The following is an 18,397-nucleotide window of genomic DNA, read 5'->3' on the forward strand; positions in this document are numbered from 1 at the left end:
GGGTTACTCGCGGCCGACGCCGACGACGTTGATCAGCGAGTGGACCGGAACCCCGTTGACCTCGTCGAGCCCCTGCTTGTCGACGATGACGACGCAGGCCTTGGGCTGGCCGCCCTCGGCCTGCACGGCCTCGACAGTCTCCGTGAGCGTCGTCCCGGAGGTGACGGTGTCGTCGACGACGTAACACTCTCGCCCGCGGATCGTCGCGAAGTTGCGCGAGAAGCCGCCGCCCACGTCGTCGATGTCGCCCTCGTCCCACTGGTGTTTCGCCGGCGCGTACGCCGCCAGGTCCGTGTCGAGTTCCCGTGCGATCGTCGTCGCCAGCGGCGTCCCCGCCTTCTCGATACCGACGGTGAGGTCGACCTCCTCGCCCTCCTTGAGCAGGTCCGCCATCGCGCGGCCGACGTGGGTGAGCCGCGTGGAGTCGCGCCCGACCGCAGACCAGTCGACGTGGATGTCCTGCGGGCCGGACGGTCCGGTGGCGTCGGCGTCTCCGCCCGCGTCAGCGGGCGTGGCGCCCGACCGGTCCACGAGCCAGGAGGCCGTCTCGCGGGAGACGTTCAGCTCGTCGGCGATCTCGCCCTTCGAGAGTCCGCGCTCGGCCAGCTCCGCCGCCTCGTCGATGAGGTCGTCGACGTTCTTCATCGTGACCCGAATTCCACGGCCGTCTTGATAGTGGTGTCGTCGTCGTCGAACGCTCGCTCGAACTCGTCGAGTCCGTACACTCCGGTCACCAGGTCCTCCGTGAACCACTCGGGCAGCGCGGCGACCGATTCGACGCCGCGCTCGAAGTGGCGGACGTTCGAGTTCACCGAGCCCACGAGCGCCTTGTTGTGGAGGACGAGTTCGCGGTGGAGCGTGCCGCCGTCGACCTCGAACTGCCAGTCGCCGGGCACGCCCAGCAGCGCGCCGACGCCGTTGGGCGCCAGCGCCTCGATCGTCTCGAAGGCGTGTTTCGCGTAGCCGGTCGCCTCGTACACGAAGTCCATCGGCTCGTACGCTTCGGGCACCTCGTCGACGGGTGTCTCCCGGGAGTCGACGTACGTCGCGCCCAGCTCGTCGATGATGTCGATCGTCGGATCCGGGCGGTCGCGTCGACCCAGGCAGTAGAGGCGGTCGAACGACTCCTGCAGCATCGCGACCGTGAGCAGCCCGAGGCTGCCGTTGCCGAGCACGAACGCGGACTCCGGCGACCACTCGAACGCCGACCGACTGGCACGGGCGTGTTCGATCGCCTTTTCGGTGATCGACGCGGGCTCCACGAGGAAGCCGAGCTCCGCGAGCTCGGGCGGACAGTGCACGAGGTGCTCGGCGGGACTGGTGAAGTACTCGGACATGAACCCGTGCGCGCCGTCGATACCGCGCTCGTGGTACTGCCCAGCCGGCGCCATATCCGGCTCCCCGCGTGCGAAGTAGTCGTTCGACCCGTTCGGCCGCCGGCGAACGGTCGGTACGACCACGTCACCCTCGGACACCCCTGTTCCGTTCGGGTCGACGACGACGCCGACCGCCTCGTGGCCCAGAACGATGTGGTCCTCGCCCTCGGGGGAGCCGCCGTGGCTCCCCGAGATAACCTCGTGGTCGGTCCCGTCGACCCCGACGCGCAGCGTCCGGACGAGCGCCTCCCCCTCAGCCGGGTCCGGTCTCGGTTTCTCGAGTACCGACAGGGTTTCCTCCCCGCGGCGAACGGCGATAGCTTTCATGACCGGGCGTACCACGCGAGCGGGCAAAAGGCTTATTCTATAATGAGTAAATAGTTGTGTCCACGACGGCGACCCACGGAGCCTCACCGGCCAGCATACAGCGCTCCATCGTCCGTCACCACAGTACTGTCACCACGCCTGGGGGTGCCGTCGCGTTCCGTGCACGTACCCCTCCGCACCGACGCCGTGCCTCCAGCGCGGCGTCGCGGACCGAGTGTCCGAGACCCGGTCCTCCGAGCCGTCACTCCACCCGGCGGTACATTCCCTTCGACGCCGGCCGCGTCTCCGCGTAGCCGGCGCGCTCGTAGAAGCCGTCCACGTCCGCCATGAGGTTCACGTAGGAACCGGGTGGCGCGTCCTCGTCTATGAACCGGTCGACGGCGCGAAGCAGGTCGCTTCCCAGCCCGCGTCGCTGGTGATCCGGATGGACCGCCATATCACAGACGTGATACACCGATCCTCCATCGCCGACGACGCGGGCCATCCCGACGACCTCGCCGTCATCGACGCTCGCGTCGTCAACCGGAACCGCGGCCGGATCGGCCGCAGTGTCGACGATCCGGACGGCGTAGCGACTGTTCGGGAGCCCCCGCTCGACGCCCGTTCGTGGCCGCTCGCTCATACCGGCGACCGTGCGCAGTCGCTGAAACTCGTCGACCGTGGGTGCGCCGTCCCGGAGCTCGTACCGGTCGTCGTCGCGCATACCCGCGAGTCGAGGGTGGCGGTGAAAAGCGGTCCGCCGGCGCCCGGAGTGACGTGTCGACCCGGGCGACTCGCGGTCGGCGCGTGGAGCCCGTTACTCCTCGGTCGCGTCGTCGTCCTCGTCCGAGGCCGCCTCCTCGTCGGCGAGGTAGCCGAACTCATCGAGATAGCCCTCGACCGAGGCGGCGTCGTGGTCGACGTACTGTGGGTCGTCGACGTGGATCGTCCCGAGGCCGACGCCGTCGGGTTCGAGCCCCTCGTCGTCGCCGGACTCCGCCAGCGCGGCGAGTGCGAGTTCGATCCCCTCCTCCATCGTGAGGTCCTCGCTGTACCCCTCCTCGAGGTGTTCACGCACGTCGGCGCGGTTCGCGCCGATCGAGAGCGCCTTCCACTCGTAGGGCGTCCCCGACGGGTCCGTCTCGAACAGGCGGGGCTCGCCGTTCTCGATACCGCCGACGATGAGCGCGACGCCGAACGGGCGCGCACCCCCGACCTGCGTGTACTGCTGGATGTGGTCGGTGACGGTCTTCGTCAGCGTCTCGATGCCCATCTCCTCGCCGTAGCGCAGCCGATTCACCTGCGCCTGTCGGCGGGCGAAGTCGATGAGCTGCCGGGCGTCGGCGACGTGGCCGGCGCTGGCGATACCGACGTGGTCGTCGATCTTGTGGAGCTTCTCGACGGATTCCGGCTCCATCAGCTCCGACCGCGAGCGCTTGTCCGCGGCGAGCACGACGCCCTCCGCCGTGCGCACGCCGACGCTCGCCGTGCCTCGTTTGACTGCCTCTCGCGCGTACTCGACTTGATAGAGGCGACCGTCCGGGGAGAAGATGGTGATCCCCCGGTCGTACGCCTGCTGTTGGGCTTGTCCCTGCATCGTGTCTCAGTGTCAGTGTTCGTCCGAGGCCGCGTCGTCGACCGGGTCGGACCGCCCCGGGCGGGAAGTGTCTCCGTCGGTCGTACCCACGTACCTCGACGGCGTCGAAACGTCGACCGCGCCGTCGCGGCGACGGCGACCGGGTCCGCTCGCGCCGTCGACGGTGAGCTCGACCGTACTCTCGTCTCCGAATCCGCCCGCGCCGCCTAAATAGCTTTCCTCACCGGCCCGTATCGTCCCCGAGACGCCGCGAACGCGCACCCCGACCGGGTGACCGTCGACGGCGTCGACGCACGCCAGCGCCGCTCGCCCGCGGTCGAGGTCCCCGCGGCGAACGCGAACGATCGCCGCGCCGGCTCCCGCCTCGAACCGGAACCGCACGACAGTCAGGTCGGCGTCCGCGCTCCCGGGGTCGCCGAGGAGGTTCTGGGCGGCGTACCACACCTCGCGCTGGAACGGTCCCCGCGAGAGGTCGGCGTCGGGCCACGACTCCAGCCCGACGACGAGGTAGCGCCACCGCGGGCGGAGGTGTTTGGGCAGGTGCTTCACGGACGCTCGCGGACCGCGTTCGACGCGGTCGCGACTCGCTTCGGTCCGGTCACGACTCGCGCCCGCCCGAGACGACGCGCTCGGCGGTGATCACGCCGACCTGGTCGTGGACGCGGTCGACCTGCGTCACGGCGTAGCCGGCGTCGGTGAAGTAGTCCACGAGCGTGCCGACGGTCGCCGGATCGTCCACCTCGGGGCTGTAGAACGGCTCCTCGGGGTCCGGCTCCCCGAAGAACATCACGTCTCCGAGGACGATCCGTCGCGGGCCGACCGTGTCGGTCCGGCTCGGCGTGACGCCGCCGTCGAGGCCCGCCCACGTCTCGATCGCCTCGCGCTTCTCCTCGTCCGCGAGGTGGTGCAGCGCGAAGTTCGAGGTGACGATCTGCGCCTCGCCGTCGTACCCGGGCGCGCGGAACTCGCCGTAGCCGAACTCGACGTTCTCGGTTCCTCGCTCGGCGGCTTTCTCCCTCGCCTGCTCCAGCATCCCCTCGCTCACGTCGCGGCCGACGACGCGGCCGGCGTCCTCGGCGAGCGCCAGCGCGATGGCGCCGGTTCCGGTGCCGAGATCCAGCACCGTGTCGGTCTCGGCGGGCGCCGCGCGACGGATGACCAGCCCGGCGCACGCTTCGTACTCCTCGCTGTTCTGGTCGGTATCGTAGTCGGCGGCGGCCTCGGAGAACCGCGCCGCGTGTTCAGCGATCGTCTTCTTCACACCGGTCCACTCGGACCCCCGGGGAAATGAACTCCGCGGACAGGCGCTCGCGGTTGCGCGCCGCGAGCCGTCCCCACTCGGTCAGCCCCGCACGCAGCCACGACTCGTCGAAGCCGAGTTCCGACCCCAGCGCGACCAGCTCCCGCGGGGATCGCAGTTCGAGGTGGGAGGTCGGTCGCGCGCTCACCACGTACGGCGCGTCGTAGTGGCCGACGATCTCCCGGAGCTTCCGGAGCCCCTTTAGCGCGCGTACCCGCGTGCCCCCGGACTCGCGCAGCGCCGGCCCGAGGTCGAACTCCACGCGCGTGCCGTGGGTCGCGGCAGCCTTCGCGAGCACGTGGTTGAAGCTCCCGTCGCCCGACAGCGGCGCCGCGAGCACGTCGACGCGGTCCTGCTCGACGGCGAAGCGGTTGAGCGCGTCCGTCCCGCCGCGCACGAGCACCAGCGGGTAGTCCGGCCGAAAGTTGCCGACCGCGCCGCTGGCGGAGGACGGTTCGTCGGCGGCGACCTCGACGGCCGGCACGACATCCACGTCGTAGCGCTCGCGGAGCGCCTCGGCGTCGTAGTCGGCTTCACGCGTGCGTATCACGAGCCCGTCGTAGCCGTACCGGCGGGCGGTCTGTGCGAGTCGGGCCGGGGTCGCGTCCCCGTCCGGGTAGGCGTATGCGGCCTCGTAGGGGGGTGTGGACCCCTCGCCGGCGGCGTCGCGCTCGGTCACGCGTCCTCCCCGTTGTCGTCGCCGGCGTTGTCCTCGGATCGTCGCACATCGAACCCCGACGGGTCGGTCGCCGCCGCGGCGACGCGGACCGCCGCGACGTTCTCGGCGGCGTCGTGCACGCGGACGATGTCGGCGCCGTTGGCCGCCGCCAGTGCCGTCGCAGCGACGGTGCCGTGGGGCGCGTCGCCGGCGACCTCGCCGGTCAGCTCGAACATCGACTTGTGGGAGTGGCCGAACAGCACGGGACACCCGAGCGCGTCGAACTCCCCGAGGCGGCCCAGTAACTCGAAGTTCTCCCGCCTCGACTTCCCGAAGCCGATGCCGGGATCGACGATCACGTTCTCGCGTGCGATCCCCGCCTTCTCCGCGAGCAGGACGCGCTCGCCCAGCTCCGCGATCACGTCCTCGACCACGTCGTCGTAGTCCGGGTCGCGGTCCGGGTCGACGGGCGCATCGATGCTGTGCATCACGATCACCGGCACGTCGCGCTCGGCGGCGAGGAAGCGCATCTCGGGGTCCTCCAGTCCGGTCACGTCGTTGAGGATATCCGCGCCCGCGTCGAGCGCCGCCTCCGCGACGGCCGCCTTCCGCGTGTCCACGGAGATCAGCGCGTCGACGTCGGCGATGGACTCGATCACCGGCTCGATGCGCGCGATCTCCTCGTCGGCGGGCACCGGATCGGCGCCCGGGCGGGTCGACTCCCCGCCCACGTCGATGATGTCGACCCCGGCGTCGACGAGTGCCTCCGCCCGCGCGAGCGCGTCCGCCTCGTCGAAGAACTCCCCGCCGTCGTGGAACGAGTCCGGCGTCACGTTCAACACACCCATCACCGCGGTGCCCTCGGTCCACGGGTACTCGCGTGTGGTCGGGGGGGCCGCGTCCGCGATCCCGACCGCCTCACGCAGGTCCGTTGCCACGCCGGAGAGGCCGTGATCGAGGTCGTCCAGCGCCCCGGTCAACTCGGCGAGTTCGGCGCGCGACCCCGAGCAGACGACCTCCGCGAGCTCGCCGCCCCCGACGCCGCTGACGCCGCAGGCGGCGCCCGCTCGCGCGGCTTCCCGGCGCAGGTACGTCGCCTGCGTCTCCGAGACGCGCGTCTTCACCGTCTCGTGGACGCTCTCGTCGGCGACCTCGCCGATCTCCGCGACCGGGACGCTCGCCGCCGCGAGCGTCTCCCGCGCGGCTGGCTCCCCGTCGAGGTCCTTCGGGACGAACTGCCGGGTCCACGTCGTCCGCGCCTCCGCGACGCAGAACAGCGAGCCCGTGAGGAGCACGCAGTCGTCCGGGTCGGCCGCCGCGCGCGCCGCCGTGAGCGCGTCGGCGACCGACCCCCCGGCGGTGACTGTCGCGTCGGTCTCCCGATCGAACACGCGCGCGAGCACTTCCGGGTCCTCCGCGCGGTCCAGCGACGGGGCGCAGGTGTGGACCGTCGCCGGCGCGGGCAGGGCGGCGGCCATCTCGCCGTGGTCCTTGTCGTGCATCGCCCCGAACACGAGGTGGAGGTCGTCGTAGTCGAGTTCCGCGAGCGTCTCCCCGAGCGTCTCGCAGGCGGCGGGGTTGTGCGCGCCGTCGAGCACCACCAGCGGGTTCGATTCCATCACCTCGAAGCGCCCCGGCCAGTGGGCGTTCCGGAGGCCGCGCGCGAGGGTCGCGCCGTCGTCGACGCCCAGGGCTCGCACGAGCGCGGCGGCGACGCCCGCGTTCGTCGATTGATACGCGCCCAACAGCGGGATCCGGGTCTCGACGGCCCACCCGTCGCCGACGAGCGCGACACGCGATTCCTGCGGACTCACTGCGCCCTCGTACGTCGCCGTCAGGTCCGCCTCGGCGGGCTCCGGCCCCCCGGTCGGCCCGGAGACCGTGATCACCTCCGCCTCGGCGTCCCCGGCGACCTCCCGAACCGTCGCGAGCGCCTCGCCGTCGGTCGCCGTGATCAGCGGGCCCTCGGCGGGCGCGACCTTCGCTTTCGTGCGCGCGATCTCCTCGACCGTGTCGCCGAGGACGGCTGTGTGCTCCAGCGAGACGTTCGTCACCGCGGCGGCGACGGGGTCGACGACGCTCGTGGCGTCGAATTCGCCGCCCATCCCGACCTCCAGCACCGCCACGTCCACGTCCGCGCGGTCGAACCGCCACAGCGCCAGCGCCGTCACGACCTCGAAGAACGTGAGCGGCTCGCCGCCGGCCGCGCGGTCGACGAGCCACGGCTTCGCCGCCTCGACGAACGCCACGACCTCGGCCTTCGGGATCGATCGGCCGTCCACGCGCACGCGCTCGCGGACGTCCTCGAAGTGGGGCGAGGTGTACAGGCCGACCCGACGGCCGTCCTCGCGGAGGACGGACTCCGTCATCCGGGCGACGCTTCCCTTCCCGTTCGACCCCGCGACCTGGACGAAGTCGATCCCCTCGTGGGGGTCGCCCAGGTGGGCCAACAGGTCGCGCACCGACTCGGTGCCCGGCTTGACCTGGAAGCGCCGGAGGTCGAAGAGGAAGTTCGCCGCCTCGTAGTAGCGCATACTCGGAGGGACTTGCGGGGCGCGCTTATGGCTAACGGAGCGGTCGGGTCGCCGTCGAGTACGGCGAGCGTACCCACCGCGTGGCACTGTATAACAAGCACCGATAGACGAGAATCGACGGACGGTGGATACACCATGGTACACCAGATCGTCTGTGAGGACGCCGGGATGGACTGCGCGTTCGTCGTCCAGTCGGAGTCGGACGACGAACTCGTCGAGATGGCGAAACGACACGGCGAACGGGAACACAACGTGGAGATGGAGGACGGCGACGTCCGCGACCTGATCAAGCCGGCCTGATCCGGTCTGAGTTGGGCTGATCCGGCCGGGCCGGCAGGGCCGACCGTGGGGAGCACGCCGGTCGTTCAGTCGTGCCGGAACGCGCGGTCGCCGGTGAACACCATCGCCATGTCGTGGTCGTTCGCCGCCGCGATCACGTCGTCATCGTTGACCGAGCCGCCGGGCTGGATCACCGCCTCGATGCCCGCGTCGGCGGCCTCCTCGATGGCGTCCGGGAACGGGAAGAAGGCGTCCGAGGCCATTACGGCGCCCTCGGCGGACTTGCCCTCGGCGTCCTTTTCGGCCTTCATCGCCGCCAGCGTGACGGCGTCGACGCGGCTCACCTGTCCCATGCCGACGCCGACCGTCTCGGTGCCCGTCGCGAACAGGATGCCGTTGGACTTGACGTGTTTCATCACCCGCCACGCGAACAGCATCGTCTCCACCTCCTCGTCGGTGGGCGCGCGCTCGGTGACGACCTCCAGGTCGTCGCGCTCGGGCGCCTGCAGGTCGCGCTCCTGGACGAGTCGCCCGCCGACGATAGGTTTCTCGGTGAGCGCCTCGGTGCGCTCGCCGAAGGAGTCCTCGTCGCCGACATCGAGCACGCGGAGGTTGTCCTTCTCGAACAGCGCCTCGAGCGCGTCGTCGGCGTAGCCGGGGGCGACGACGACCTCCTTGAACGAGTCGACGATCAGCTCGGCCGTCTCGGCGTCGCACTCGCGGTTGAGCGCGACGATGCCGCCGAAGGCGGACTTCGCGTCCGTCGACAGGGCGTCGGCGTATGCGTCCGCGAGCGTGTCTGCCGTCGCACAGCCCGCCGGGTTGGTGTGTTTAATGACGGCCGCGGCGGGCTCGTCGAACTCCTTCACGAGGTTGAGCGCGCCGTCGGCGTCGTTGTAGTTGTTGTACGAGAGCTTCTTGGCGCCCTCGTTCAACTGGTCGGCGGCGACGACGTTCGCCTCCTCGCAAGTGGTGTCGGCGTACAGCGCGGCGTCCTGGTGGGGGTTCTCGCCGTAGCGAAGCTCCCGGACGCGGTCCTCGCTGGTCGTCCGCCGCGCGGGGAACCGCCCGTCGCCGTCGTCGTCGCCGTCGACGTGCACCTCGTGGGCGTCCACGTCGACCGTCACGCGGCCCTCCGCGAACCACTTCACCGCCCGCGGGTACGCCGCGAACTCCGCCTCGTACAGGACGCGCTCTTTCAGGTCGGACACGTCGTCGCCCTCGTAGACCGGCACCGTTTCCTGGGTGACGATGGGACCGCCGTCGACCTCCTCGGTGACCACGTGGACGGTGCAACCGGTCTGGCGCACGCCCGCGTCGAGGACGCGCCGGTGGGCGTCGTTGCCCGCGAACGACGGGAGCAGCGACGGGTGGACGTTCAGCGTCGTCGGCGCGGCGTCGAGGAACGTGTCCGTCAGGACGCGCATGTACCCGTCGAGACAGACGATGTCGAAGTCGTAGTCGGCGAGCGCGTCGAGGAGCCGCTCCTCGTGGCTCGCGCGCTCCTCCCCGTCGTCGCGCTCGACGACCTCGGTCGCCACGCCGCGCTTCGCCATCGCGTCCAGTACCGGCGCGTCGGCGTCGTTCGCTAGGACGACCGACAGCTCGGCGCCGCCCGGCGCTCGGTCCGCGATGTTCCGAAGGTTGCGCCCGCGATTGCTCGCCATGCCCGCGATCTTCATGATCGGACGCTCCCGCGCCGCCGGAAAGAGCGTTGCGGTCTCGCGAGGAGGGATATCCACGAACTCGCATCGAACTCGCGCCAACACCCATCACAACCGCCAGTCGTATGCACAGACGTGGTGGTCGAGGGGCATCCCGACCGAAACCGCTTTGCCGCAGGCGTCGGGAGCGCGGGTATGGACATCCCACGCGAGGACCCCCTGGCAGCCGTCTCGCCGCTCGACGGTCGCTACGCCGGTCGGACCGCGCCGCTCGTCCCGTACGCCAGCGAGGCCGGCCTGATCCGCGCCCGCACCGAGGTCGAGGTCGAGTACCTGCTCGCGCTCGACGACGAGCCGGGCGTCGACCTCGATCTCTCGACCGAGGAGCGCGCCGACCTCCGGGCGGTTCTCGAGGAGTTCTCCGCCGAGGACGCTCGCCTCGTCAAGCGTCTGGAGACCGAGGGCACCGAGGGGTACGCGGCGACGAATCACGACGTGAAGGCCGTCGAGTACTTCCTGCGCACGGAGACGCCCGAGCGTCTGCACCCGTGGATCCACTTCGGTCTCACCAGCGAGGACGTGAACAACCTCGCCCAGCGGCTGCTCGTCAAGCCCGCAGTCGAGGATGTACTGGTGCCGGAGCTGCGCGAGATCCGCGACACGCTCGCCGAGGAGGCGCGCAAGCACCGCGACGTGCCGATGCTCGCGCGGACGCACGGCCAACCGGCGACGCCGACGACGTGGGGGAAGGAACTCGCGGTCTACGCCGCCCGGCTCGCAACGGCGATCGGACGCGTCGAGGCTGCGACCGCCGAACTTTCCGGGAAGCTCGCGGGCGCATCAGGGACCTACGCGGCCCACCGCGCCGCCTACCCCGACGTGGACTGGCGGGCGTTCTCCCGGGAGTTCGTCGGATCGCTCGGGTTAGAGCACACCGCGCTGGCGACGCAGGTGAACTCCTGCGACGACCTCGCGGCACTGTTCGATGCCCTCCGCGGCGTCAACAACGTCCTGCTCGATCTGGATCGAGACGTGTGGCTGTACGTCTCGGACCGCTATCTCGGACAGGAGGCCGCCGCCGGCGAGACGGGATCCTCGACGATGCCGCACAAGGTGAACCCCATCGACTTCGAGAACAGCGAGGGCAACCTCTCGAAGGCGAACTCCGATCTCACGTTCCTCGCGGACTACGTCACCACCTCGCGGCTCCAGCGCGACCTCTCGGACTCGACGGTCAAGCGCAACATCGGCGCCGCGCTCGCGCACTGTCTCATCGGCTACTCGAAGGCCGCCGCGGGACTCGCGAAGGTCGTCCCGAACGAGCAGGTGATGCGCGAGGAACTGGAGAACACCCCCGAGATCATCGGGGAGGCAGTCCAGACGATCCTCCGACGCGAGGGCGACACCGCCGCCTACGAGCGCGTGAAGGAGCTGACCCGCGGCAAGCGCGTCACCATCGAGGACTTCCGCGACCTGTTCGACGACCTCGACGTGGACGAGTCGGTTCGGGAGGAAATGCACGCGCTGACGCCCGCCGGCTACGTCGGCTACGGTGGCGACCTCGTGGACGAACTGGACGAAGGGGAGTAGTCGCCGGCGACGGCGACGACCGAGGCACTCGAGAGGAATCGGGCGACAGCGTGAGCGCGGTCGCTATCGGGGACGAACCGACGCGAACCGCTCGTCGTCGAGGTACACCGCGCCGTCGCGCACCTCGACGCCGACTGGGTCGAGTTCCTCGCCGACGCACGGCCCCCACGTACACAGGCCGTCGCCGCACTCGAAGCGCGCGCCGTGCTCGTGACAGACGATCTCGTCGCCGTCGACCCGGGCGCCGCGGCCGGGGTCCAGCGGAACCTCGGGGTTGTGCGGGCAGGAGTTGCGCCACGCGAACACCTCGCCGGAGTCGGCGTCCCGCCGGAGGATGACCCCGACGCCGCGGCGCCCGTCCGGGCGCATCGCCGTCCGCCGGATCGTGGAGTCGGACGGCACGCCCGCAAGCGGCGCGACGAGCAGCGGATCGCCGTCGGATCGGTCGCCGTCCCCGTCCGGGTCGCCGTCATCGCCGACGCTGAACCGGAACGTCGCGCCGCCGGCCTCGACCTCGCCCTCCGAGTCGAAGACCTGCTCGCTGGTCGACTCGTCGGGCGTCTCGACGGTCACGCGTATCCGCTCGTCCATTCTGACTGCAGTAGCCGAAGAACGCGGATATGCGTATCGCTCCGGTCGCGGGCGGCGACCGACGACGCTCATCAGTCGACCACGAGAGTGGGGGAAAGAGAGGGTGCCGCGGACCCGGTTCGGGTTCAGTACTCCTCGTACGCGAGGTTCATCAGCCACTGCGTGAACGCGTCGGAGTTCGGGTCGATCTCCTCCTCGCCGATGAACGGCGAGAGCATGTCGCCGGCCATCATCAGCGAGAAGTTCAGGTCCTTCGCCGTGGGGGCCAGGAAGTACGTGTTGTGGCCGTTGTAGACGGCGTCCTCGCGCTGGATGAGGCCGAGATCCTGCAGCTTCTCTGCGATGCGGCTCCCCTTGCGCGAGGAGACGTCCAGTTCCTTCCAGAAGTCCGATTGGTGGATGCCGCCGGTCTCACGGACGAGTTCGAGGCCGGCGAGCTCGTCCTCGGCGAGGCTCGCTTCGGCGTCGGAGGCGCTCATACACGCTCCAAGAACGGCGTCCCCGTTTACCCTTTCCCTTTTATTTCGTCCGCCGGGAACGCCGAGGGGTCTCGTCCCGGCGGCTCGGGGTCTCGACAGGTATCGTTCCAGCGGCGAGGAGCGGGCCCTCCGTCAACCGTCGATCTCGACCGGCTCGTACGCCGCCTCGCAGGGCGGTCCGTCCGCGTGGTCGTACCGTATCGACCCGTCGGTCCCCGACCTGATGAGCGTCGACGAGACCGTGCCGAACCCGCGCGCCTCGTCGTGGACGCAGACGCCGAACTCGTGATCGCCGAGCGCCGCGCCCGCACGGTCGAGCCACGCGTCGGCGGACTCCCCCCGTTCGGGCGCGAGTTCTCGACGGAGCCGCGTCGCGTTGCGCGCCTCCTCGGGGCCCGCTTCGGGTCGCGCCGGCGGTTCGAAGTAGTTGCCGTCGTAGCCGGTGTTGCCGACGACGTGGACGCCGGGCTGCAGGTCAGTCACCGTTAGATAGCCGTCCCACTCCAGCAGGACCGCCGCCGCCGCGTCCGCGAGCACGAGATTGAAGCCGTCGTACTCGTGCTCGCGACACGACTCCGCGACGTGACTGGCCGCGGCCTCCGCGGACGCCGCGTGCAGGCAGTCGTCGACGAGCAGGCCGCGCGAGCGCTCCCCGGCGAGCCCGTCGACCCAGCGATTGGTGATCCCGACGAACAGGCCGTCCCGGGTGACGCCCACCCACGTCCCGCCCGCCTCGGCGTCCCGCGGCGCGATGACCCCGTCGCCGCGGACGGCGGGCGGCTCGGAGGGTCGGCCGTACAACTCGTCCCGGTTGGCCGCCACGACGACCGGAGCGTCGTCGAACACCCGCCAGGCCAGCGTCAGGGTACACATGCCCCGCAGTACCGTCCCGGTGACCAAAGCGGCGGCGGTCGATCGAACGACCCGGCCGCGCCCGGGTGACGTAGCAGGGCCGTCCCGGGTACCCTATCCGAGCAGGGAGTCGAGCGCGCGCCGAACCGTCTCGGCGGCGTCGCGGACGCGGTCGACGCGGACGTACTCTCGTTCGCTGTGGGCGACCGCGCCGTCCCCGTCGGCGAGGTGTCCCGGCCCGAAGACGACCGTCGGCGCGGGCGCGAAGTACGACGCCTCCGTCGCCGCGCCGAAGGGCCGGACCTCGCAGTCTGTATCACCGCCGACCGCCCGAGCCGCGTCGCTGACGGCCGACACCAGCGCGTGGTCCGGGTCGGTGTCGAACGCCTCCAGGAACGGCGTCGGGCGCTCCGTCAGTTCGAACTCGACCCCGACGGCGTCGTCGACGGCCGCGCGGACCGCGGCCTCGAGATCCGCTCTGAACCCCTCGGCCGTCTCCGGCGGAACCGACCGTCGGTCGAGAGTGATCGTCGCCTCCGACGGAACCTGATTGGTCGCCTCGCCGCCCGTCACGCCCGTCGGAACGAGCGTCGGCGCGCCGAGCATCGGGTGCGCCTCGGCGTCGTCGTCGAACCGGCGGACCGCCGCGAGCGCGTCCTCCAGCGCGGCGACCGCGTTGACGCCCGAATCGGGCTCCGCGGCGTGGGCGGCGGAGCCGGAGAGCGTCAGCGTCCCCTCGAACCGGCCGCGAGCGGCGACGCACGCGTCGCAGTCGGTGGGCTCGCCGACGAGGAACAGGTCGCCGTCGACGGGCTCGACCGGGCCGTCGGAGTGGTCGGCGCCGCGACCGCGCACGAGCGCGTCGGCGCCCGTCGACAGCGTCTCCTCGTCGGGCGACACCGCGAGCGAGACCGCGCCACGTGTGGGCTCGACGGCGAGAAAGCCAGCGAGCAGCGCCGCGAGCGGTCCCTTCGCGTCGCAGGAGCCGCGGCCGCGGAACACCTCGTTCCCCCCGTCGTCGGTTCCTTGCTCGAAGGGCACGTGCGGCGGGACGGTGTCGATATGCGTGTTGAGCACGAGATGCGGGCCGTCGTCAGCGGAATGATCGCCCGCGGCGACCTTCGTCGCTCGAACGTTCCCCGCGTTGTCGACCCACGGGTCCGCGCCGTGGTCGGCGAGCGTCTCCACGAGGAACTCCCGCATCCCGTCGACGGACTCGTGGGACGCGATCGGAACCGCCTCGGCGAGGAACGCGACCGGGTCGAACTCGGTCGTCTGCGCCGCCACGTCCCCGCGCTCGGCGTCGCTCATTCGCTCTCCCCCTGGCTCGACTCCGGAACGGGGAGATCCACGTCGAACTCCCGTGCGGCCGGGCCGGTCAGCGTCGCCGGAGCGCCGTCCGGGACCGTGATCCGCAGGGTGCCGCCCGGTGGCGACACGGCGAGGTCGGTTCGATCGGTGATCCCGAGGCGGCGCGCGACCGCCCCGACGGCGACGGCGCCGGTGCCGCACGCGAGGGTCTCGCCCTCGACGCCGCGCTCGTAGGTGCGCTGATCGAAGGTTCTATCGCCCGTTCGGGCGGCGAGCGTCACGTTCGCGCCCTCGGGGAACACGTCGGCGTGGCGAACGTGCGGCGCGACCGCGTCGAGGTCGATCGCGTCCACGCCGCCGGCGTCGCCGGCGTCACCGCCGCGGTCGACGAACGCGACCGCGTGGGGGACGCCCGTGTCGACGGCGGTGACGGTCAGTCCCTCCACGTCCTCCTCGATCAGCGGCTCGTCGCGGTCGTCGGCGAGCGGAACATCCGCGGGCGCGAACGACGGGTGGCCCATCTCCACCTCGACGGTGACCTCGTCGCCGGCGGCGGCCTCGTCGGTCCCGTCGGCGTCGCTTCCGTCCCCGTCGCCCTCGCTGACGACCGCCCGACGGGTTCCCGCGGGCGTCTCTAGGTCGACCACGTCCGCCCCGGTGCGTTCGCGCACCCACGCGGCCGCACAGCGCGCGCCGTTGCCGCACATCTCCGCGATCGAGGCGTCCGGCTGGACGAGCGTCATCGTGGCGGTGACCGGACCGTCGCCGCCGACGGTCGCCTCCTCGATGTCCATAAACAGGACGCCGTCGGCACCGGTCCGCTCGGCCCCCTCGACGCCGGTCTCGCGGTCACAGTGGTGGACCGCGAACGCGCCGCGGTCCGGCACTCGGCCGTCGGCGTCCGCGGCGTCGACGACGAGGAAGTCGTTGCCCGTCCCGTGGTACTTCACGGCCGGCACCGTCAGCGGTCCAGCGGCTCCGGTCGATCCCGTCGACTCGCTCATTCGCTCTCTCCTCCGCGCTCCAGCCGGGTAACTCCCGCGAGCGTCTCGCGCTCGCGAAGCACGTCTCCCGTGCGGCTCACCTCGGCGGGGCGCGGCCGGGAGTTGTACGTCGAGGCCATCTCGTAGCCGTAGGCGCCGGCGTTGCCGACCCCGAGCAGGTCCCCCCGCTCCGGAATCGGGAGGTCGCGTCCGTCACAGAAGGTATCGCCCGTCTCGCAGATCGGACCGGCGACGGTGACGGGTCCCTCGGCGCTCCCCTCGGACGCATCGAGGTTTCGGATCGCGTGGTAGGCGTCGTACATCGCCGGGCGCAGCAGGTCCGTCATCCCGGCGTCGACGCCGGCGACAGTCGTCTCGGGTGTCGGCTTCACCGTGTTCACCGTCGTCAGGAGGACGCCGGCGTCGGCGACGACGTAGCGCCCGGGCTCGACCGCGAGCGTCGCGTCGACCTCGCCGAGCGCCTCGCGGGTCGCGTCGGCGACGGCGTCCAGATCGAGCGCGGGGTCCGCCTCACGGTACGGGACGCCGAATCCGCCGCCCACGTCGACGAACTCCAGTGTCTCGTCCCCGACGTCGCGCGCCAACTCGCCCATCCGGGCGACGAGGTCGCGGTGGGCCGCTAGGTCCTCCTCGCCGTGGATCCCCGACCCGGCGTGGGCGTGGATCCCGACCACCTCGAAGCGGTCGCGCGCGTCGGAAAGGGTCTCCGCGGCGCGATCGTACGGGACGCCGAACTTCGGCGCGGCGCCCGTCCGGACCTTCTCGTGGTGGCCCGCGCCGACGCCGGGGTTGACGCGGACGCAGACCCGCCCGTCGTAGCCGCGCTCGGCGAGACGGTCGAGCGTGTCGCGCGCGCCGACCGTGATCGTGAGTTCGGGGTGGTCGCCCCACCACTCGACCACGCTATCGAGGTCACGTGCGGGCGGATTGACCGCGGTGTAGTCGACACGCTCGCCAGGAAACCCGGCATCGAGCGCGCGGCGGACCTCGCCGGCGGACGCACATTCGGCGTCGAGCCCGAGATCGCGGACCGTCTCCAGCACTGCGCGACCCGTATGGGCCTTCACGGCGTATTTCACGTCCGCGTCCGGGAACGCGTCCCGCAGGCGCGCGCAGTTCTCCGCGACTCTGTCGAGGTCGGCGACGTAGAGAGGGGTGCCGTGCTCGCCCGCCAGTTCGCGGAGGCGGTCGGCGTCCCAGTCCGCGAGCCGCCGGATCGCCGGACCGCCCCCGCTGGCGACCGCACGTCCCTGCTCCGTCTCGGGCGACTGCTCGCCGCTCATTCGCGGAGCGCGTCCTCGCGCCGCGTCGCCTCCAGCGTCTCGGTCTCCACGTCGGTGGCGACGACGGCGGGCTTGTACGCGCCCCCCTCGAACATGTCGTGGTCGCTCACGCTCGACTCGACGAACCGGGTGAACGCCCGGCGGTTCTCGGGGAGGTGCCCGTAGACGACCTCCTCCTCGACGAGGTCGTACACCGGGATGCGCGGCGTGAGCAACGTGTTCTCGCCGACGATCGAGTTCTCGCCGACGCGGAACCCGGAGGTGACGCGACAGCCCGCGCCCAGCGAGACGCCGTCCTCGACGATCACGGGCGCGTCCTCCACCGGCTCCAACACGCCGCCGATCAGCGTGTTCGCGCCGAGCTTCACGTTCTCGCCGAGCTGGGCACAGGAGCCGACGGTGTCACAGGAGTCGACGAGCGTGCCGTCGCCGACGAACGCCGCGATGTTGACGAACGACGGGCTCATCATGATCGTGTCGTCGCCGAGGTGGGCGCCCCGGCGGAGCACGGTGCCGTCGGGGGTGTTGCGTGCCCCTCTCGCTTCGAGGTCGTCGGTCTCGCGCAGCGGGAGCACGTCGTAGTAGCCGACGCCGCCGTACTCGCGGCGCTCGGTCTCGCGCAGGCCGAAGTTCAGGAGTACCCCCCGCTTGACCCACTCGTTGGCCTCCCACGAGTCGACGCCGTCGCCGGTCTTGCGGGCGGCGCGGACCTCGCCCGCCTCCAGCGCGTCGAGGAACTCGTCGAGGGTACGGCGAACGCCGTCGTCGGCGTCGGCCGCGGTCAGTCCGTCGTCGTATCGGTGCCACAGGTCGTCGATGTCGGATTCGAGCGTCATGATGAGTCGAGTACCTCCGTGAAGTCGTATTCGCCGGCGTCGTGGCCGGCGAGCCACGCGGCGGCGTCGAGCGCGCCGGCGGCGAACACGCGCCGGGAACCGGCGCGGTGGGTCAGTTCGAGGACGTTCTCGTCGCCGGCCATGAGCACCTCGTGCTCGCCGGCGATGTCGCCCGCGCGGCGGGCGTGAACGCCGATCTCGGCGTCGGTCCGCGGGGCGTCGCCCTCGCGGCCGTGGACGCGCTCGTCCAGGTCCGGCCGCGCGTCCTCGATGTCGTCGAGCAGGGTGCGCGCGGTGCCGCTCGGCGCGTCGACCTTCCCGTTGTGGTGTGTCTCGGTGACCTCCACGTCGTAGCCTGGGAGCGCTCCGGCGGCCGCCCGGACCGCCCGGCGTAGCGCGGCGATCCCGCGCGAGAAGTTCGACGCCCGCAGCACCGGGACCACCTCGGCGGCGGCGCCGATGGCCGCCTCTTGCTCGTCGTCGAAGCCGGTCGTGCCGACGACGCAGGCGACGCCGGCCTCGGCCGCCGTGGCGACGTACTCGACGCTGGAGTCGGGACCGGTGAAGTCGACGAGCACGTCCGGCGACTCTCCCGCGAGCAGGGTGGGGAGATCGTCGGCGTCCGCGACCTCGACGCCGGCGACCGGGTCGACGGGCGACCGGTTCACCGCGAGGGCGACCTCGCAGTCGTCGCGGTCGCTCGCGGCCTCGATCACCTCCCGGCCCATCCGGCCGCC

19 protein-coding genes are annotated in these 18,397 nt (G+C 71.3%); 2 read left to right on the forward strand and 17 right to left on the reverse strand.

Annotation, left to right across the window (positions count from 1 at the left end; genetic code table 11):
* Positions 1 to 3 precede the first annotated feature (3 nt).
* The 8 genes from gfcR to folP form a co-directional block, all read right to left on the reverse strand.
* The gene (gene gfcR, locus ABJD39_RS00855; RefSeq protein ID WP_348610874.1) at positions 4 to 645 is read right to left on the reverse strand and encodes a transcriptional regulator GfcR; all 642 of its coding nucleotides are present in this window, start codon (positions 643 to 645) and stop codon (positions 4 to 6) included.
* On the reverse strand, positions 642 to 1,703 hold the full coding sequence (locus ABJD39_RS00860; protein ID WP_348610876.1) for a glucose 1-dehydrogenase: 1,062 nt from the start codon (positions 1,701 to 1,703) through the stop codon (positions 642 to 644). Before ABJD39_RS00860 ends, gfcR begins: the two co-directional genes overlap by 4 nt.
* A 241-nt stretch (positions 1,704 to 1,944) precedes the next feature.
* The gene (locus ABJD39_RS00865; protein ID WP_348610879.1) at positions 1,945 to 2,406 is read right to left on the reverse strand and encodes a GNAT family N-acetyltransferase; all 462 of its coding nucleotides are present in this window, start codon (positions 2,404 to 2,406) and stop codon (positions 1,945 to 1,947) included.
* A gap of 93 nt (positions 2,407 to 2,499) precedes the next feature.
* Positions 2,500 to 3,279, reverse strand: coding sequence for an archaeal proteasome endopeptidase complex subunit alpha (gene psmA / locus ABJD39_RS00870; protein WP_348610882.1), 780 nt, complete (start codon positions 3,277 to 3,279; stop codon positions 2,500 to 2,502).
* Positions 3,280 to 3,291: 12 nt separating this feature from the next.
* On the reverse strand, positions 3,292 to 3,828 hold the full coding sequence (locus ABJD39_RS00875; protein WP_348610884.1) for an Rpp14/Pop5 family protein: 537 nt from the start codon (positions 3,826 to 3,828) through the stop codon (positions 3,292 to 3,294).
* 49 nt (positions 3,829 to 3,877) lie between these two features.
* Positions 3,878 to 4,540, reverse strand: coding sequence for a class I SAM-dependent methyltransferase (locus ABJD39_RS00880; RefSeq protein WP_348610886.1), 663 nt, complete (start codon positions 4,538 to 4,540; stop codon positions 3,878 to 3,880).
* Positions 4,521 to 5,258 carry an RNase P subunit p30 family protein gene (locus ABJD39_RS00885; RefSeq protein WP_348610888.1) on the reverse strand — a complete coding sequence of 246 codons (738 nt, stop codon included), beginning with the start codon at positions 5,256 to 5,258 and terminating at the stop codon, positions 4,521 to 4,523. Before ABJD39_RS00885 ends, ABJD39_RS00880 begins: the two co-directional genes overlap by 20 nt.
* Positions 5,255 to 7,771: a dihydropteroate synthase gene (gene folP, locus ABJD39_RS00890; protein ID WP_348610890.1), complete on the reverse strand. Its 2,517-nt coding sequence runs from the start codon at positions 7,769 to 7,771 to the stop codon at positions 5,255 to 5,257. The genes ABJD39_RS00885 and folP overlap by 4 nt, the downstream gene beginning before the upstream one ends.
* A gap of 135 nt (positions 7,772 to 7,906) precedes the next feature.
* On the opposite strand from folP, the gene ABJD39_RS00895 reads away from it, so the two are divergent.
* The gene (locus tag ABJD39_RS00895; protein WP_222915737.1) at positions 7,907 to 8,071 is read left to right on the forward strand and encodes a DUF1059 domain-containing protein; all 165 of its coding nucleotides are present in this window, start codon (positions 7,907 to 7,909) and stop codon (positions 8,069 to 8,071) included.
* A gap of 65 nt (positions 8,072 to 8,136) precedes the next feature.
* Here the strand turns inward: ABJD39_RS00895 and purH are convergent, their stop codons facing one another.
* Entirely contained in the window at positions 8,137 to 9,732 is a 1,596-nt protein-coding gene (gene purH / locus ABJD39_RS00900; RefSeq protein ID WP_348610894.1) for a bifunctional phosphoribosylaminoimidazolecarboxamide formyltransferase/IMP cyclohydrolase, read from the reverse strand.
* A 177-nt stretch (positions 9,733 to 9,909) separates the two neighbouring features.
* Between purH and purB the strand changes: the two genes are divergently transcribed.
* The gene (gene purB / locus ABJD39_RS00905) at positions 9,910 to 11,304 is read left to right on the forward strand and encodes an adenylosuccinate lyase (protein WP_348610897.1); all 1,395 of its coding nucleotides are present in this window, start codon (positions 9,910 to 9,912) and stop codon (positions 11,302 to 11,304) included.
* A 63-nt stretch (positions 11,305 to 11,367) separates the two neighbouring features.
* On the opposite strand, the gene ABJD39_RS00910 is transcribed toward purB, so the two are convergent.
* The 8 genes from ABJD39_RS00910 to dapB all read right to left on the reverse strand — a co-directional run bounded on the left by ABJD39_RS00910 (position 11,368) and on the right by dapB (position 18,388).
* A complete protein-coding gene (locus ABJD39_RS00910) occupies positions 11,368 to 11,895 on the reverse strand; it encodes a Rieske (2Fe-2S) protein (protein WP_348610900.1) in 528 nt (175 codons plus the stop codon).
* A 125-nt stretch (positions 11,896 to 12,020) separates the two neighbouring features.
* Positions 12,021 to 12,374, reverse strand: a complete 354-nt coding sequence (locus ABJD39_RS00915) for a helix-turn-helix transcriptional regulator (protein WP_348610903.1) — start codon at positions 12,372 to 12,374, stop codon at positions 12,021 to 12,023.
* 132 nt (positions 12,375 to 12,506) lie between these two features.
* The gene (locus ABJD39_RS00920; protein ID WP_348610906.1) at positions 12,507 to 13,247 is read right to left on the reverse strand and encodes an NRDE family protein; all 741 of its coding nucleotides are present in this window, start codon (positions 13,245 to 13,247) and stop codon (positions 12,507 to 12,509) included.
* A 93-nt stretch (positions 13,248 to 13,340) separates the two neighbouring features.
* On the reverse strand, positions 13,341 to 14,537 hold the full coding sequence (locus ABJD39_RS00925) for a M20/M25/M40 family metallo-hydrolase (protein ID WP_348610909.1): 1,197 nt from the start codon (positions 14,535 to 14,537) through the stop codon (positions 13,341 to 13,343).
* Entirely contained in the window at positions 14,534 to 15,541 is a 1,008-nt protein-coding gene (gene dapF / locus ABJD39_RS00930) for a diaminopimelate epimerase (protein WP_348610912.1), read from the reverse strand. The genes ABJD39_RS00925 and dapF overlap by 4 nt, the downstream gene beginning before the upstream one ends.
* A complete protein-coding gene (lysA, locus tag ABJD39_RS00935) occupies positions 15,538 to 16,824 on the reverse strand; it encodes a diaminopimelate decarboxylase (protein WP_348610915.1) in 1,287 nt (428 codons plus the stop codon). Before lysA ends, dapF begins: the two co-directional genes overlap by 4 nt.
* Entirely contained in the window at positions 16,821 to 17,660 is an 840-nt protein-coding gene (locus ABJD39_RS00940; protein WP_348610918.1) for a 2,3,4,5-tetrahydropyridine-2,6-dicarboxylate N-succinyltransferase, read from the reverse strand. Before ABJD39_RS00940 ends, lysA begins: the two co-directional genes overlap by 4 nt.
* On the reverse strand, positions 17,657 to 18,388 hold the full coding sequence (dapB, locus tag ABJD39_RS00945; RefSeq protein ID WP_348613676.1) for a 4-hydroxy-tetrahydrodipicolinate reductase: 732 nt from the start codon (positions 18,386 to 18,388) through the stop codon (positions 17,657 to 17,659). Before dapB ends, ABJD39_RS00940 begins: the two co-directional genes overlap by 4 nt.
* Positions 18,389 to 18,397 lie beyond the last annotated feature (9 nt).

The sequence above is a fragment of the Halobaculum rarum genome (assembly GCF_040025155.1).
Classification (GTDB): domain Archaea; phylum Halobacteriota; class Halobacteria; order Halobacteriales; family Haloferacaceae; genus Halobaculum; species Halobaculum rarum.